The sequence below is a fragment of the Streptomyces sp. NPDC001027 genome, assembly GCF_040299045.1.
GTDB lineage: Bacteria > Actinomycetota > Actinomycetes > Streptomycetales > Streptomycetaceae > Streptomyces.
Window position 1 is genome coordinate 33,831 of the sequence record NZ_JBEPBI010000011.1, and the last position, 14,195, is coordinate 48,025.

A 14,195-nucleotide genomic window follows, 5' to 3' on the forward strand; every position below is an offset into this window, starting at 1 on the left:
GGATGCTGCTCGAAGTGCGTGACCTGCACGTGGAGTTCCGCACCCGGGACGGGATCGCCCGGGCCGTCAACGGCGTCAGCTACGGCGTGGACGCGGGGGAGACGCTCGCGGTGCTCGGCGAGTCCGGGTCCGGCAAGTCCGTCACCGCCCAGGCGATCATGGGCATCCTCGACATGCCGCCCGGCCGGATCGCCTCCGGCGAGATCCTCTTCCAGGGCAGGGACCTGCTGAAGCTCAAGGAGGACGAGCGCCGCAAGGTGCGGGGGGCCGAGATGGCCATGATCTTCCAGGACGCCCTGTCGTCGCTGAACCCCGTGCTGTCGGTCGGCGACCAGCTCGGCGAGATGTTCGTCGTGCACCGCGGCATGTCGAGGAAGGACGCGCGCGCCCAGGCCGTCGAGCTGATGGACCGCGTGCGCATCCCGGCCGCCCGGGAGCGGGTCAAGGACTACCCGCACCAGTTCTCGGGCGGCATGCGCCAACGCATCATGATCGCGATGGCGATGGCCCTGGAACCGGCGCTCATCATCGCCGACGAGCCGACCACCGCGCTCGACGTGACGGTCCAGGCCCAGGTCATGGACCTGCTCGCGGAGTTGCAGCGCGAGTACCACATGGGCCTCATCCTCATCACCCACGACCTCGGCGTGGTCGCGGACGTCGCCGACCGCATCGCCGTCATGTACGCGGGCCGGATCGTCGAGTCGGCCCCCGTGCACGACATCTACAAGGCCCCGGCCCACCCCTACACCCGCGGCCTGCTCGACTCCATCCCGCGGCTCGACCAGAAGGGCCAGGAGCTCTACGCCATCAAGGGCCTGCCGCCGAACCTCATGCACATCCCGCCCGGCTGCGCCTTCAACCCGCGCTGCCCCATGGCCCGGGAGGTGTGCCGCACGGACGTCCCGCCGTTGTACGACGTCGAGGACTCCGACGCGGGCCGCGCCAGCGCCTGCCACTTCTGGAGGGAGTGCCTGCATGGCTGAGCCGATTCTGGAGGTCAGCGGGCTGGTCAAGCACTTCCCGCTGACCCGGGGCATCCTCTTCAAGAAGCAGGTCGGCGCGGTGAAGGCCGTCGACGGGGTCGACCTGACCCTGCACCGCGGCGAGACCCTGGGCGTCGTCGGCGAGTCGGGCTGCGGCAAGTCGACCGTCGCCAAGCTGCTGGTCAACCTGGAGAAGCCGACGGCCGGCGAGATCTTCTACAAGGGCGAGGACATCACCAAGCTGTCCGGGCGCGCCCTGAAGGCCGTCCGACGCAACATCCAGATGGTGTTCCAGGACCCGTACACCTCGCTCAATCCGCGCATGACGGTGGGCGACATCATCGGGGAGCCGTACGACATCCACCCCGAGGTGGCCCCGAAGGGCGACCGGCGGCGCAAGGTCCAGGACCTGTTGGACGTCGTCGGACTCAACCCGGAGTACATCAACCGGTACCCGCACCAGTTCTCCGGCGGACAGCGCCAGCGCATCGGCATCGCGCGGGGGCTGGCCCTGCGCCCCGAGGTGATCGTCGCCGACGAGCCGGTGTCCGCGCTGGACGTGTCGGTCCAGGCGCAGGTGATCAACCTGCTGGACCGGCTGCAGAGCGAGTTCGACCTGTCCTACCTGTTCATCGCGCACGACCTGTCGATCGTCCGGCACATCTCCGACCGGGTCGGGGTGATGTACCTCGGGCGGATCGTGGAGATCGGCCGCGACGCCGAGATCTACGACCATCCCACGCACCCCTACACCCAGGCCCTGCTGTCCGCGGTGCCGGTCCCCGACCCGGAGGCGCGCGAGCACCGGGAGCGGATCATCCTGGTGGGCGACGTGCCGTCCCCGACGAACATCCCCTCCGGCTGCCGCTTCCGCACCCGCTGCTGGAAGGCGCAGGAGCGCTGCGCGCTGGAGGTGCCGGCGCTGGCCGTCCCGGCGGAGTTCCGCCATGCGACGGGGCCCGAGGCGCACGCCTCGGCGTGCCACTTCGCCGAGCAGAGACAGGTCGTCCCGCCGGAGGAGCCGCAGGCCTGACACAGACCGCGCGAGGCGGAGCAATCGCACATTTGCTCAGCAACCGCGTTAACACGCAGGCAACTTGGCCGACCCGATTCCGATATACGGACGCGTCAGGCTGAACAGCGTACGGCCGTGCGGGTGCCGTAAACGGGCCGGGGCGCATGCGTCCCGGCCCGTTGCCCGTTCTTCTGCCGGAGTGTCGCTGCTCAGCTCGGTCCGAGAGCGCGCCGGAGGAAGTCCACCTGGAGCAGCAGCAGGTTCTCCGCGACCTGTTCCTGCGGGGTCATGTGGGTGACGCCAGACAGGGGGAGCACCTCGTGCGGGCGGCCGTCGGCCAGCAGGGCCGAGGACAGGCGCAGGGCGTGCGCGACGACCACGTTGTCGTCGGCCAGTCCGTGGACGACCATCAGCGGCCGGCGGGGCTCGGCGGGCGCGGTGAGCCCCTCGTCGTCGACCAGGGAGCTGTTCGTGTACGCCGCCGGCGACGTGGCCGGATCTCCGAGGTACCGCTCGGTGTAGTGGGTGTCGTAGAGCCGCCAGTCGGTCACCGGGGCTCCGGCGACGCCCGCGTGGAAGACGTCAGGGCGGCGCAGCACCGCGAGGGCCGCGAGCCAGCCGCCGAAGGACCAGCCGCGGATCGCCACCCGGGAGAGGTCGAGGGGATGGCTCTTCGCCAGGTCGTGCAGCGCCTCGATCTGGTCGTCGAGGGCGACCGTGAAGTCATGGTGGATCGCCTTCTCCCAGCCGGGCGAGCGGCCCGGCGTGCCCCGGCCGTCGGCGACGATGACCGCGAAGCCCTGGTCGGCGAACCACTGCGAGGTGAGGTGCGCGTTGTGCGCGGCCACCACCCGTTGGCCGTGCGGACCGCCGTAGGGGTCCATGAGCACGGGCAGCGGGGCGTCGCCGCGGTGGTCCGTCGGCATCAGCACGGCGCACGGAATGCGCCGTGCGCCCCCCTCGACGAGCTTCACGCGGGGGGACAGGCCGGGATCCGCCGCACAGGACCCGACGGACGCGACGGGCTTCCCGTCCCGCAGCACCCGCGTCACTGCGCCCGGCCGGTCCAGGACCGCCGACGTCAGCACGGTCACGTTCCCGGCGCGGACCGCCCCGTGCACGCCGGGCTCCTGGGAGAGACGCTCGACGCCGAGTTCGTTCACCCGGTAGACGTGCACCTCGCCGACCTCGGGCGTCGCCGCGCCCGCCCCGGCGGAGGCCGCGACCAGCACGTCGTCGGACGTCACGTCCAGCACCGCCCGCACATGCAGCTGGTCGCCGGTCAGCGGGCGTTCGCCGACGGTGAGGACCCGCGCGCCGCCCTCGTCGGCGATCCGGACCAGCTGTCCCGAGGGGCTCCAGCAGGGCGCCCCAGGGAACAGTTCCAGCCAAATCCGATCTTCGTCGGCATGCACCATCCGGGTCGCCCCGGAGTCGGTGTCCACCGCCAGGAACAGCTGACTTCGCTGGTCGCGCGCCTGTACGAGCAGCAGCGGCGCGCCCGCCCCTGACCAGTGCACTCGCGCCAGATACGGATAGCGCGCACGATCCCAGACGACCTCCGTGCGCACCCCGTCGAGACCGAACACGAACAGCCGTACGTCAGCGTTGGGCGTCCCGGCAGCCGGATAGCGTACGTGTCGTGGGTCACGTTTCGGCTGGGCCGGATCGGAGATCCACCACTGCTCCACCGGCGTGTCGTCCACCCGGGCGACCAGCAGCCGATCCGACTCCGGAGCCCACCAGAAGCCGCGCGAGCGGGCCATCTCCTCGGCCGCGATGAACTCGGCCAATCCGTAGGAAACCGGTTCCGATTCCGGTTCCGCCACCGCCCGGTCGCCCTCGCCCTCCGCGCCCACCACCCGCAGAGCGCCCCCGGCGACATAGGCGACGAGTCGCCCGTCGGGGGACGGACGGGGGTCGATCACCGGTCCTGCGACCGGCAGCTCCCGGGCCGTCCCGGCCCTCAGCTCCGCTGTGAAAAGCCGCCCTGACAAGGCGAAAGACGCCAGCTCCACCTCCGCGTCGGTGGCGTAGCCGACGATGCCGGAACCCGCCTCGCGGCTGCGTTCGCGGCGTGCCCGCTCCTGCGGCGAGAGGTCCTCCGAGGCGCCCCCGAGGAGGGCGCGCGGGTCGGCGGCCAGGCGTTCCGCGCCGTCCGCCGGATCGAGGACCCAGAGCGCGCCCGCGCGGTCCGTGCCGGAGCCGGAGCGCAGGAACACGACGCGGGAGCCGTCGGGAGCCACCGTGAAAGAACGCGGCGCGCCGAGAGTGAAACGCTGGGTGCGGGCGTGCCTGCGGGGGAAGGAGTCGGACTCGGTCGTCATCCCCCGACCATATTGGCCATGCGACCCCCTTGTGCGGCTGTGCGCCGAGAGATGCGCGCCCACACGTAGTTATGATCACTAGCGCTGAGTGGGTATGAACCTGCTGGCAGTCGTATGGATTTACGTGTTCCCTCGCTCTGTTTCCCCCACGTTTCCCGGGTCCTTGGAGGTGAGCCGCCGTGGCACTCTCGATTTCGGCGGTGGTGCTGCTGGCGATCGTCGTCTTCTTGTTGATCAAGAAGTCGGGACTGAAGGGCGGTCACGCTGTCGTCTGCATCCTGCTCGGCTTCTATCTGGCCTCCTCGACGATCGCTCCCACCATCAGCGATCTGACGACGAGCGTGGCGAGCATGATCGGCAGCATCAAGTTCTGACGGAGGCCGGGGCCGGGGCCGAGCGGCCCGTCAGCCTTCGGACGCGTACGGCACGAAGTCGGCCCATGCCTGCGGCGAGAGCCGCAGGCGCGGGCCGGCGGTGTGCTTGGAGTCGCGGACGTGGACGCTGCCGGGGCTCGTGGCGATCTCGACGCAGGAGTCGCCGTCAGGGCCGTCGCTGTAACTGCTCTTGAACCACGCCAACCCGGAGTTCTCTCCAGCGGAACCCTTGTGGATCATGTCTCTCCCAGCAGTTGATCGATGAAGGTCAGTGACTCCCGTGGCGTGAGTGCCTGGGCCCGGATGGTGCCATACCGCAGCTCAAGGATTCGAAGCTGCTTCGGGTCTGAGATCGGTCGGCCGTTGTACGCGCCGTCGGACCGGCCCACTGCCGTGCCGTCCGGGAACTTCAGCACCTCGATTTTTCCGCTCAGTCCGGGGTGGGCCTCGGAGCTCGTCGGCATCACCTGAAGTGTGACGTGACGCAACTGTCCCACCTCCAGAAGATGTTCGAGCTGCTGACGCCACACCATTGTGCCTCCGACCGGCCGACGCAGTGTCGCCTCTTCCTGGACGAAGCTGAGAGCGGGGGCGGGTGACCGCTCGAAGATCGATTTCCGGGCCATGCGGGCAGCCACCCGCCGCTCGGCCTCCTCCGGTGAGTAAACGGGCTGCCAGACCTCGAACAGCGCCCGCGCATGCTCCGGTGTCTGCAACAGCCCATGCAGGCTGAGTCCGACGTACACGCCGAGTTCGACGGCCTGGGCTTCCAGCTTGGCGATCTCGCGGACGTTCTTCGGGTAGCGGACCTTCTTCACGTCCTCCTTCATCGCCGAGAGCAGCCCGCCCGCTCCCAGCACCTTGTCGGCCTTGTCCAGGTACTCGGGGCGGGGGATCCGCTTCCCGCTCTCGATCTTGTAGACGAGGTCCTCGCCGTACCCGACCGCCAGCCCGAAGTCGGCCGCGCGCATCCCCACGGCCTCTCGCCGCAGCTTCAGCTGTCGCCCCACGGTCTCCACGACGGCGATGCCCCAGTCGTCGTCCGGATCCACCTCCCAGCCCAGCTCGTCCGCCTCCTCCTTGAGCTGCACCGGCTTGCCGTTCACCTGCGTCATTCGCACCTCTCCGTCACCCGAACCGACAGTCCCGACACGACCGGACAAAGCCCGGACAGTCACCGTACGCAACTGCTCCATCACTGTTCACGGTAAGCGGGAGTGGCCACTCTGAGTGACGTGATCCAGGAATCCGTCTCCTCTGCGACCCAACCCGGCCGCCGCTTCCGCGACTTCAGCGTGCGGCTGTCCCCGACGCCGCGCGGAGCGCGCCTCGCCAGGCTGCTGACGACCGAGCAACTGCGCTGCTGGGGGATGCCGGTGGACCCGGCCGGCCAGATCGTCGCCGAACTCGCGGCGAACGCGGTGACCCACGGGCGCGTACCGGGCCGGGACTTCCGGCTCACGCTCTACGTCATCGCGCACACGCTGCGCATCGAAGTGACCGACACGGCGTGGGGCCGCCCGCCCCGACTGCCTCTCGAGGGCGCGGAGGGCGAGGCCGAGTCCGGCCGGGGACTGCTCCTGGTCGAGGCGCTCGCCGACCGGTGGGGCTGGGCCCCGGAGCTGCGCCCACGCAAGACGGTGTGGGCCGAGGTCGCCCTCCCGCCGGACGCGGCTCCCCAGCGCACCTGGTGAAGGACGGAGGGCGGCGGGTGAGCCGAAGTGGCGTCCGCCACCGGAACCCGACTTCCCGTGCTCCGGTGCGAGGGGCGCTCTCTCCAAAGGACCACGACGGCGGAGAAAGAACCCGACCAAGCCCCACCCCTCCCGCCCGCAGCGCAAACTCACTCCCGCGAGTGAATATGCCAACTGGAGTGGATTTGGGGCGGGTTGCCTGCCCTACGCTCAGCGCAGCATCACCACCGCCCACCCCAGACATGCGACGGCCCCCGCCGGGACGGCAATCCCAGTGCGAGGGCCTGACCACCGAGGAAGGCCAACTTCCCGATGGACACGGAAAACCCTAGCGCGCCCTTGTGCTCCGAGTCTCGCAACGCGGGCAAAAACCGCCCCCGCGCGGGCGGACTCACCCACGACAACGCCCGGCACACCACCCGTTTCACCGTGATCGGCAACCACCTCGCCCAGCACAGGGAGCTGTCGCTCCTGGGGATCGGCCTCGGCGTGCACCTCCAGTCGCTGCCCAAGGGCGCGCGCGTCGACATCAAGTCGCTCACCGCGCGCTTCCCCGAGGGCGCCACCCGTATCGCCGCCGCCCTGCGCGAGCTGGAGACCCACGGCTACCTGCGTCGCGAACGCTCCCGCATCCCCGGCGGCCGGATCGTCACCCGCACGGTCTCCTGCAACCAGCCCGGCCACCGCGACCGCCGTCCATCGGCAGCCGATCACGCCCCTGACACGGCAACCTCCGCCCAGCCGAAGAAGCGCGGACCTCGCAAGCCGCTCCCCGCCGTCCCGCGCCCCGGGTACCCCGCCCCGGCTCTTCTCCAGGCGGCCGCCGACCTCCTCGCCGGCCTGCGCCGCCACGACTCCCGCCTCTTCCTCTCCGCCTGCGACACGGCCCATCTGGCCCCCGGTGTCGCCGCCTGGCTGGAGCGGGATGTCAGTCCCGCCGCCGTGTGCCAGGCCCTCACCGCCGATCTTCCGCCGGAGGGCGTCCGCCGCCCCGCCGCCCTCCTGGCCCACCGCCTCGCGGCACTGCTGCCACCACCGCCGCCGTTCCGCGCGCACGCCGCCCCGCCTCAGGCCGTCCGGTACGGCATGGACAACTGCGACGGCTGCGACCGCGGCATCCGCTCACCCGAGCCGGGAGCCCGCTGCCGCGACTGCCGGGAGTCGTCGACAGCGGCTCTCTGAAGACCCCACAAGCAAGGAAAACGCATGGTCAACTCGTCCCACGAGGCGATGCACCGCATCTTCCAGGAGTACCCCGGCCTGTTCACCGGCGTCTCCAAGGTGCTCGGCCTCCCGTTCGTCCCACCCAAGCAGGTGACGGTTCTTCCGACCGATCTCACCGAGACCCAGCCCGTCGAACGCCGTGTCGACACGCTGCTGCGTTTTGAGGGCGACGAGCCGATGCTGCTGGCTGTCGAGGCGCAGAGCGCGAAGGACAAGAACAAGACGGCCAGCTGGGCCTACTACGTGTCCTTTCTGTACGCGAAATACAAGACGCCGCCCGTACTCCTGGTCGTCTGCCAGGACCGGATCACGGCCGAATGGGCCGCACAGCCCGTGCTCATCGGCCCGCAGTGGTGGGCCTCGCTCACGGTGCGTCCGCTCGTGGCAGGTCCGCACAACATGCCGCTGATCACCGACCCGGACGAGGCTCGCGCTGACCTGGCCCTGGCCGCACTGTCCGTCATCACCCACGCGAAGGACCCGGCGGTGGGTGGGATACTGAAGGCCCTGTCCACCGCTCTGCAAAACGTGCCCGAAGCCGTCGCTGACCCGATCATCGAATTCACCGCTCAAGGCCTCGGCGTCAATCGCCCGGCCGGGGAACTCTGGAGGAACCTGGTGGCCGTGGACCTCTCCTTCTACAAGTCGTACATCTCCGAAGAAATCCGTGACGAGGGTCGCGCCCAGGGGCGTGCCGAGGACGTCCTGCTCGTCCTCGAGGCGCGCGGCCTCGACGTCAGCGACGAGCTCCGCGCACGCGTCACCGGCTGCGACGACCCCGATCTCCTGCGGGACTGGCTCACCCGGGCCGTCACCGTGCCGTCCGCGGAAGCGATCTTCGCCGGGAAGGAGTGACGGACCGGCGGGGAGGTGGCGGGGGGAGACGGGAGGCCTCGTAGGGTTGGCCCCATGACGGAACTGCCCTCCCGGCGTCTGTTGCTGGTGCACGCGCACCCGGACGACGAGTCGATCAACAACGGCGCGACCATGGCCAGGTACGCGGCCGAGGGCGTCCACGTGACCCTGGTCACCTGCACGCTCGGCGAACGCGGCGAGGTCATCCCGCCGGAGCTGCGGCATCTCACCGGCGCCGCGCTGGGCGAGCACCGCAGGGCCGAGCTGGCCGCCGCCATGGCGGAACTCGGCGTCGACGACTTCCGGCTGCTCGGCGGCGCGGGCCGCTACGGCGACTCCGGGATGATGGGCCTCGCCGACAACGACGACCCTTCCTGCTTCTGGCAGGCCGACGTCGACGACGCGGCCGCGCCCCTCGTCGAGGTGATCCTCGAGGTGCGCCCCCAGGTCCTCGTCACCTACGACGACGAGGGCGGCTACGGCCACCCCGACCACATCCAGGCCCACCGGGTCGCCATGCGGGCCGCCGAGCTGGCCGAGGCCGCCGGATGGCGCATCCCGAAGGTGTACTGGAACCGCGTGCCGCGTACCGTCGCCGAGGCCGCCTTCGCCGGGCTCCGGGAGGAGCTGCCGACCCTGCCCTTCGCGAGCAGCGCCGCCGTGTCCGACGTGCCGGGCGTCGTCGACGACGACCGCGTCACCGCCGAGATCGGCGCGCACCCCGGACACGCCGCCGCAAAGGCCGCCGCGATGCGGGCGCACGCCACCCAGATCGACGTCGCCCCGGGGGAGCGGTGCTTCGCCCTGTCCAACGACCTCGCCCAGCCCCTCTTCACGACCGAGTACTACGAGCTCGTCCGCGGCGAGGCAGCCGCACACGGCGGTAACAGGGAGACCGACCTGTTCGCCGGAACGACCGACGCGGCGGAGGCGGCCTGATGTCCGACCGGGGTTCGATGCTCGCCCAGCCGCTGCGGATGCCGCCCGCCGGGCGGGCCGCCGCCTATGCCGGGCTGCTGCTGCTCGGCGCGCTCACCGGTCTCGCCGGAGCGCTCGTCCAGGCCGGCTGGTTCCCCGGCGGACTGCTCCTCGCGCTCCTGGGCGCCGCCGGGCTGTTCATCGGCGGCGCGCGGGCCGTCGGCAGCCGCGCCGGAGCGGTCGCGCCCGCCGCCGGCTGGATGATCTCGGTGATCCTCTCCACCGCCGGGCGCCCGGAGGGCGACTTCCTGTTCGGCGCGGGCGGTGGCTCGTATCTGTTCCTGCTCGGCGGCATGGCCCTTGCTGTGATCTGCGCCACCCTTGGTGGAGGGCGGCAACCGGGCGGAGACGACGTCCGACTTGGCAAGTGACGTACCACTTCACCCCGGCGTGACCGTGCGAGTCCCGTGTGGGTCTTCCGGCGGTCGTGGGATACGGGCCAGAAGTGGCCAGTATGGTGGTGCGCGCCGCCGAGCAGCCCGTGAGGTCGTGGCGAGCGGCGGAGCCAACCTGGAGAACCTGCCTTGAGTCGTGAAACTGACAGTCCGTCCTCCGGGCCCAACGGGCGCGGCGGAGCCGCATACCCCTCGGGTACGCCGCCGTACGGCACCCCCATGGTGTCCGACGCCGGTGCGGACGCGGGCCGTTCGGCCGCCCAGCCGGAGGAACGCAAGACCGAGACCACGCTGACCACCCGGATTCGCATCAACATCCCGGGATCGCGGCCCATTCCGCCGGTCGTCGTGCGCAAACCCGTCGCCGACGCCGAGAGCGCGGGCGACGACAGAGGGTCGGGCGGCAAGGCCGACACCGGCGCCGACGCGCAGCAGGCGGCACCCATGGGCGCCGCCGGCTCGACCTCGTCCGACACCGGCTCGTTCGAGCTGCCCGCCGATCCGGCGTCCGGGGGCGAGGACAAGGCGAGCAACTGGTTCGCGCCACGCAAGTCCGCACCGGGCAGGCCCGGTCAGGGCGGCGGCGGCACCAACGGAGCCGGAATGCCGGGCGGTTCGGCCGCCGGGTCCGGAGCGTCCGCGAACGCCCCCGCGCAGGCAGGCCCGAGCACCGGGACCGGTGCCGGCGCGCCGGGCGGCGCTCGGCCGGGCGCGGGGCGCCCCGGCGGGGTGGTCGGCTCCATGAGCGTGCCGGGCGGCGCCCGCTCCGGCGGCACCAACGGCGCGGGGTTCTCCGGGGCGACCGGCGGTCCGGTGGCTCCGGGACACGGCGGCGGCACGGGCTCCTTCGACGTGACCGAGGCGCTGGCCGCCGGTCCGCTCGGCAACGGCCCGCGCACGGGCCAGGGGCAGGGTCAGGGTCAAAGCCGGGGTCAGGGCCGCACGTCGAGCCCGGGACAGCAGCAAGGACAGTCGCAGGGGCAGGCGCCGGGCGGCGCCGAGTCGCGCCGTGACGACCTGCCGTACTTCTCCGGCACCGGCCAGAACGGTCTGCCGGGGCCGAACGGCGTGAGCGGCGTCGGCGGCAGGCCCGACGGCCCGGGCGCCTTCCCGGCAGGGTCCGCCGGACCCGGCGGCTCGTACGACTTCAACGGCCCCGACGGGCCGGGCGGCGTCGACGGCAGGGGCGGCCCCCAGGGAGGCCCCGCGGGCCCCACCGGCGGCCCGGTCACCGGCGACGGCCCGATCGTGCCCCCGATGCACGGCGGCGTCCTCGGTGGGCCGACCGGTCCCGGCGGTCCCGGCGGACCGCGTTCCGCCGCCCCCGGCGTCGGAGCCGTCACCGGCTCCGGCCGGCTTCCCGGCGGCGGCCTGAGCGACGACACCGCGATCCTCACCCCGCAGAAGCCCGCCCCCGGGCCGGGCGCGGGCGGTTACGGCGGCCGTCCGGCCGACAACGTCTCCGGGAACACCGTCACCAGCGGCATCCCCGTCGTGCCCGCCGGCGGTCAGAGCGGGCCGGGAGCCCCCTTCACGGGCGGCGCGCCCGTCGACGGACCGCTGCCGCACACCCCGCCCAAGGGACCGGCCAAGGGCGCGCAGAGCACGTCCGCCGGCGACGGCAAGAAGAAAAAGAAGAAGGGCCGCGGCAAACTCCCGCTGCTGGGCGGCCTGGTGGTGGTCGCGGGCGTCGGCGTCTACGGCGCGGGCCTGCTGATGAACCACTCCGACGTGCCCAAGGGCACCACCGTGCTCGGCGTCGACATCGGCGGCGGCACCCGCGACGACGCCGTCAAGAAGCTCGGCGACGCGTTCGACAAGCGGGCCGCGCAGACGCTGAAGCTGTCCGTCGGCGGCGACACGGTCGCCCTCAAGCCGGACCAGGCGGGCCTGCAGTTCGACATGCAGGCCACCGTCGACGCCGCCGCCAAGAGCGACTACAACCCGGTCTCCGTGATCGGCTCGCTGTTCGGGCAGCACCGTGAGGTCGAGCCCGTGATGCCGGTGGACGAGGAGAAGCTCCAGGCGGCCCTGAAGAACGCCGCGGGCGGCTCCGGCTCGGCCCAGGACGGCACCATCAAGTTCACGTCGGGCAAGGCCGTCCCCGTCTACGGCAAGGCGGGCAAGGGCATCGACGCGGCGAAGGCCGAGTCGGCCGTGGTGGACGCCTACCGCAGCCAGGTGGAGACCGGCGCCGCCGCAGCGGTCGCGGTGCCCACGACCACCAAGCAGCCGACCATCTCGAACGCCGAGGTCGACCGCATGATGAAGGAGTTCGCCGAGCCGGCGATGTCGGGCAAGGTCACCGTGCAGACCGACGCGGCGCACTCCGTCCCGATGAGCCCGAAGAACTCCCTGTGGAAGTTCCTCGGCGTCAAGGCGATCGACGGCAAGCTCGTGGAGAGCTACGACAAGGCCGCGCTGAAGGATCTCTACGGCGGCGCGTTCAACGGCGTGCTGATCAGCCGCGGCACCGGCCAGAAGACGCCGGTCACCGTGGAGGACGTCATCAGCGCCCTGCGCCCGGCCCTGATCAGCAGGACGAACCGGGTCGGGATCATCGACACCGACCCCAGCTGACGCGAACGGGGCCCCGCATGACATCTGTCATGCGGGGCCCCGGACGTCCGACACTGCCGCCCCGGGGGCCGTCGCGGCGACGATGGACGTCATGACGACGCAGACAGCACCGGTGGTCGGGTTCGACCAGGTCACCAAGAGCTTCGGGGACGTGCGGGCCGTGGACGGCCTGACGCTCGACCTCCGGCCGGGGGAGACCGTGGCGCTCCTCGGCCCCAACGGCGCAGGCAAGTCCACCTCCCTCGACCTGCTGCTCGGCCTCAAGCACCCCGACAGCGGCGCCGTCCGGCTCTTCGGCGCCACCCCGCGCGAGGCGATCGTCGCCGGCCGGGTGGGCGCGATGCTGCAGAGCGGCGGCCTGATGGACGAGGTGACGGTCGCCGAACTGGTCGGCCTCGCCTGCCGGCTGCACCCCAGGCCGTACCGGCCCGCCGACGTGCTGGCCCGCGCCGGCGTCGCCCAGATCGCCGACCGCAAGGTCGACAAGCTCTCCGGCGGCCAGGCCCAGCGCGTGCGGTTCGCCCTCGCCACCGCCGGCGACAGCGACCTCATCGTCCTGGACGAGCCCACCACCGGCATGGACGTCACCACCCGGCAGGCGTTCTGGGCCACCATGCGCGAACAGGCGGACCAGGGCCGCACGGTCCTCTTCGCCACCCACTACCTCGAAGAGGCCGACGCCATCGCCGACCGCGTGCTGGTCCTGCACCGGGGCCGGCTGCTCGCCGACGGCACGGCGGCCGAGATCAAGGCGAAGGCCGGCGCCCGCCGCATCGCCTTCGACCTGGAGGGCGAGATCGACGAGGCCGCGCTGCGTGCCCTGCCGTTCCTCACCTCCCTGACCGTGTCCCACAGCGGCTCCGCCGCCGGGTCCGGCCGGACCGTGCGCATCCAGTCCGCCGACGCCGACGCCACCGTCCACGCGGTCTACGGCCTCGGCCTCTACCCGCACAACCTCGAAGTCGCAGGGCTGGGCCTGGAACAGGCCTTCGTCGCCCTCACCACCGCCGAGGAGGCGAAGACCCGGTGAACGGCCTGATCAAGCTGGAACTCACCCGCGCCCTGCGCAACCGCAAGTTCCTGTTCTTCTCGGTGATCTACCCCTCCGTGCTGTTCCTGCTGATCGCGGGCAGCTCCGACAGCAAGGAGAAGATCGACGGCACGGGCCTCACGCTCCCGACGTACATGATGGTCTCGATGGCCTCCTTCGGCGCCCTCACGGCCGTCCTGATGGGCAACAGCGAGCGCATCGCCAAGGAACGGCAGAGCGGCTGGGTGCGCCAGCTGCGGCTGACCACCCTCCCGGGCCGCGGCTACGTCCTCGCCAAGACCGCGAGCGCCGCCGTGGTCAGCCTGCCCTCCATCGTCGTCGTCTTCGCCGTCGCGGCGGTCGTGAAGGACGTCCGGCTGGACGCCTGGCAGTGGGCCGCGCTCACCGGCGCGATATGGGCCGGCAGCCTCGTCTTCGCCGCCCTGGGAGTGGCGATCGGCTACCTCGCGACCGGGGACGCCGTCCGCCCCATCACGATGATCACCTACTTCGGCCTGTCGATCCTCGGCGGCCTGTGGATGCCCACGACGACCTTCCCGAGGTGGCTGCAGGACATCGCCAGGTGGGTGCCCACGCACGCGTACGCTGCCCTGGGGCAGTCGATCGAGCAGAGCCGGGCCCCGCATGCCGAGGACATCGTGATCCTGGCCGTCTTCTTCGCCCTGTTCACGGGCGGCGCGGCCTGGCTGTACCGGAAGGACACCCTGAAGGCGTGA

The 14,195-nt window shown here is 71.6% G+C and carries 14 protein-coding genes; 11 read left to right on the forward strand and 3 right to left on the reverse strand.

Annotated features, from left to right (window positions below; genetic code table 11):
- Nucleotides 1–2 precede the first annotated feature (2 nt).
- The gene (locus ABT300_RS05955) at nt 3–986 is read left to right on the forward strand and encodes an ABC transporter ATP-binding protein (RefSeq protein WP_351672586.1); all 984 of its coding nucleotides are present in this window, start codon (nt 3–5) and stop codon (nt 984–986) included.
- On the forward strand, nt 979–2,019 hold the full coding sequence (locus ABT300_RS05960) for an ABC transporter ATP-binding protein (RefSeq protein WP_351672588.1): 1,041 nt from the start codon (nt 979–981) through the stop codon (nt 2,017–2,019). Before ABT300_RS05955 ends, ABT300_RS05960 begins: the two co-directional genes overlap by 8 nt.
- 191 nt (nt 2,020–2,210) lie before the next feature.
- On the opposite strand, the gene ABT300_RS05965 is transcribed toward ABT300_RS05960, so the two are convergent.
- Nucleotides 2,211–4,328 (reverse strand): S9 family peptidase, encoded by a 2,118-nt coding sequence (locus ABT300_RS05965; RefSeq protein ID WP_351672590.1) that lies wholly within the window; start codon nt 4,326–4,328, stop codon nt 2,211–2,213.
- Nucleotides 4,329–4,507: 179 nt separating this feature from the next.
- On the opposite strand from ABT300_RS05965, the gene ABT300_RS05970 reads away from it, so the two are divergent.
- Entirely contained in the window at nt 4,508–4,702 is a 195-nt protein-coding gene (locus tag ABT300_RS05970; RefSeq protein WP_057584374.1) for a hypothetical protein, read from the forward strand.
- 30 nt (nt 4,703–4,732) lie between these two features.
- Here ABT300_RS05970 and ABT300_RS05975 read toward each other — a convergent pair whose 3' ends face one another.
- Nucleotides 4,733–4,942 (reverse strand): DUF397 domain-containing protein, encoded by a 210-nt coding sequence (locus ABT300_RS05975; protein WP_351672593.1) that lies wholly within the window; start codon nt 4,940–4,942, stop codon nt 4,733–4,735.
- A complete protein-coding gene (locus ABT300_RS05980) occupies nt 4,939–5,817 on the reverse strand; it encodes a helix-turn-helix domain-containing protein (RefSeq protein WP_351672677.1) in 879 nt (292 codons plus the stop codon). The genes ABT300_RS05975 and ABT300_RS05980 overlap by 4 nt, the downstream gene beginning before the upstream one ends.
- Nucleotides 5,818–5,937: 120 nt before the next feature.
- Here ABT300_RS05980 and ABT300_RS05985 point away from each other — a divergent pair, with 120 nt between their 5' ends.
- From ABT300_RS05985 to ABT300_RS06020, 8 genes are all read left to right on the forward strand, one after another.
- A complete protein-coding gene (locus ABT300_RS05985) occupies nt 5,938–6,396 on the forward strand; it encodes an ATP-binding protein (protein WP_351672595.1) in 459 nt (152 codons plus the stop codon).
- 312 nt (nt 6,397–6,708) lie between these two features.
- On the forward strand, nt 6,709–7,578 hold the full coding sequence (locus tag ABT300_RS05990; protein WP_351672597.1) for a helix-turn-helix domain-containing protein: 870 nt from the start codon (nt 6,709–6,711) through the stop codon (nt 7,576–7,578).
- A 24-nt stretch (nt 7,579–7,602) separates the two neighbouring features.
- Nucleotides 7,603–8,475: an RpnC/YadD family protein gene (locus ABT300_RS05995; protein ID WP_351672599.1), complete on the forward strand. Its 873-nt coding sequence runs from the start codon at nt 7,603–7,605 to the stop codon at nt 8,473–8,475.
- A gap of 54 nt (nt 8,476–8,529) precedes the next feature.
- Nucleotides 8,530–9,414, forward strand: a complete 885-nt coding sequence (gene mshB / locus ABT300_RS06000; RefSeq protein ID WP_351672601.1) for an N-acetyl-1-D-myo-inositol-2-amino-2-deoxy-alpha-D-glucopyranoside deacetylase — start codon at nt 8,530–8,532, stop codon at nt 9,412–9,414.
- Nucleotides 9,414–9,824 (forward strand): DUF6113 family protein, encoded by a 411-nt coding sequence (locus tag ABT300_RS06005; protein WP_351672603.1) that lies wholly within the window; start codon nt 9,414–9,416, stop codon nt 9,822–9,824. The genes mshB and ABT300_RS06005 overlap by 1 nt, the downstream gene beginning before the upstream one ends.
- Before the next feature lie 153 nt (nt 9,825–9,977).
- On the forward strand, nt 9,978–12,428 hold the full coding sequence (locus ABT300_RS06010; protein ID WP_351672605.1) for a peptidoglycan binding domain-containing protein: 2,451 nt from the start codon (nt 9,978–9,980) through the stop codon (nt 12,426–12,428).
- A gap of 91 nt (nt 12,429–12,519) precedes the next feature.
- Entirely contained in the window at nt 12,520–13,458 is a 939-nt protein-coding gene (locus ABT300_RS06015; protein ID WP_319281137.1) for an ABC transporter ATP-binding protein, read from the forward strand.
- Nucleotides 13,455–14,195, forward strand: a complete 741-nt coding sequence (locus ABT300_RS06020) for an ABC transporter permease (protein WP_351672608.1) — start codon at nt 13,455–13,457, stop codon at nt 14,193–14,195. Before ABT300_RS06015 ends, ABT300_RS06020 begins: the two co-directional genes overlap by 4 nt.

Coding starts and splice junctions, on each gene's coding strand:
- ABT300_RS05955 (WP_351672586.1), top strand. CDS start 3: ATGCTGCTCGAAGTGCGTGACCTGCACGTGGAGTTCCGCACCCGGGAC.
- ABT300_RS05960 (WP_351672588.1), top strand. CDS start 979: ATGGCTGAGCCGATTCTGGAGGTCAGCGGGCTGGTCAAGCACTTCCCG.
- ABT300_RS05965 (WP_351672590.1), bottom strand. CDS start 4,328: ATGACGACCGAGTCCGACTCCTTCCCCCGCAGGCACGCCCGCACCCAG.
- ABT300_RS05975 (WP_351672593.1), bottom strand. CDS start 4,942: ATGATCCACAAGGGTTCCGCTGGAGAGAACTCCGGGTTGGCGTGGTTC.
- ABT300_RS05980 (WP_351672677.1), bottom strand. CDS start 5,817: ATGACGCAGGTGAACGGCAAGCCGGTGCAGCTCAAGGAGGAGGCGGAC.
- ABT300_RS05990 (WP_351672597.1), top strand. CDS start 6,709: ATGGACACGGAAAACCCTAGCGCGCCCTTGTGCTCCGAGTCTCGCAAC.
- ABT300_RS05995 (WP_351672599.1), top strand. CDS start 7,603: ATGGTCAACTCGTCCCACGAGGCGATGCACCGCATCTTCCAGGAGTAC.
- mshB (WP_351672601.1), top strand. CDS start 8,530: ATGACGGAACTGCCCTCCCGGCGTCTGTTGCTGGTGCACGCGCACCCG.
- ABT300_RS06005 (WP_351672603.1), top strand. CDS start 9,414: ATGTCCGACCGGGGTTCGATGCTCGCCCAGCCGCTGCGGATGCCGCCC.
- ABT300_RS06015 (WP_319281137.1), top strand. CDS start 12,520: ATGACGACGCAGACAGCACCGGTGGTCGGGTTCGACCAGGTCACCAAG.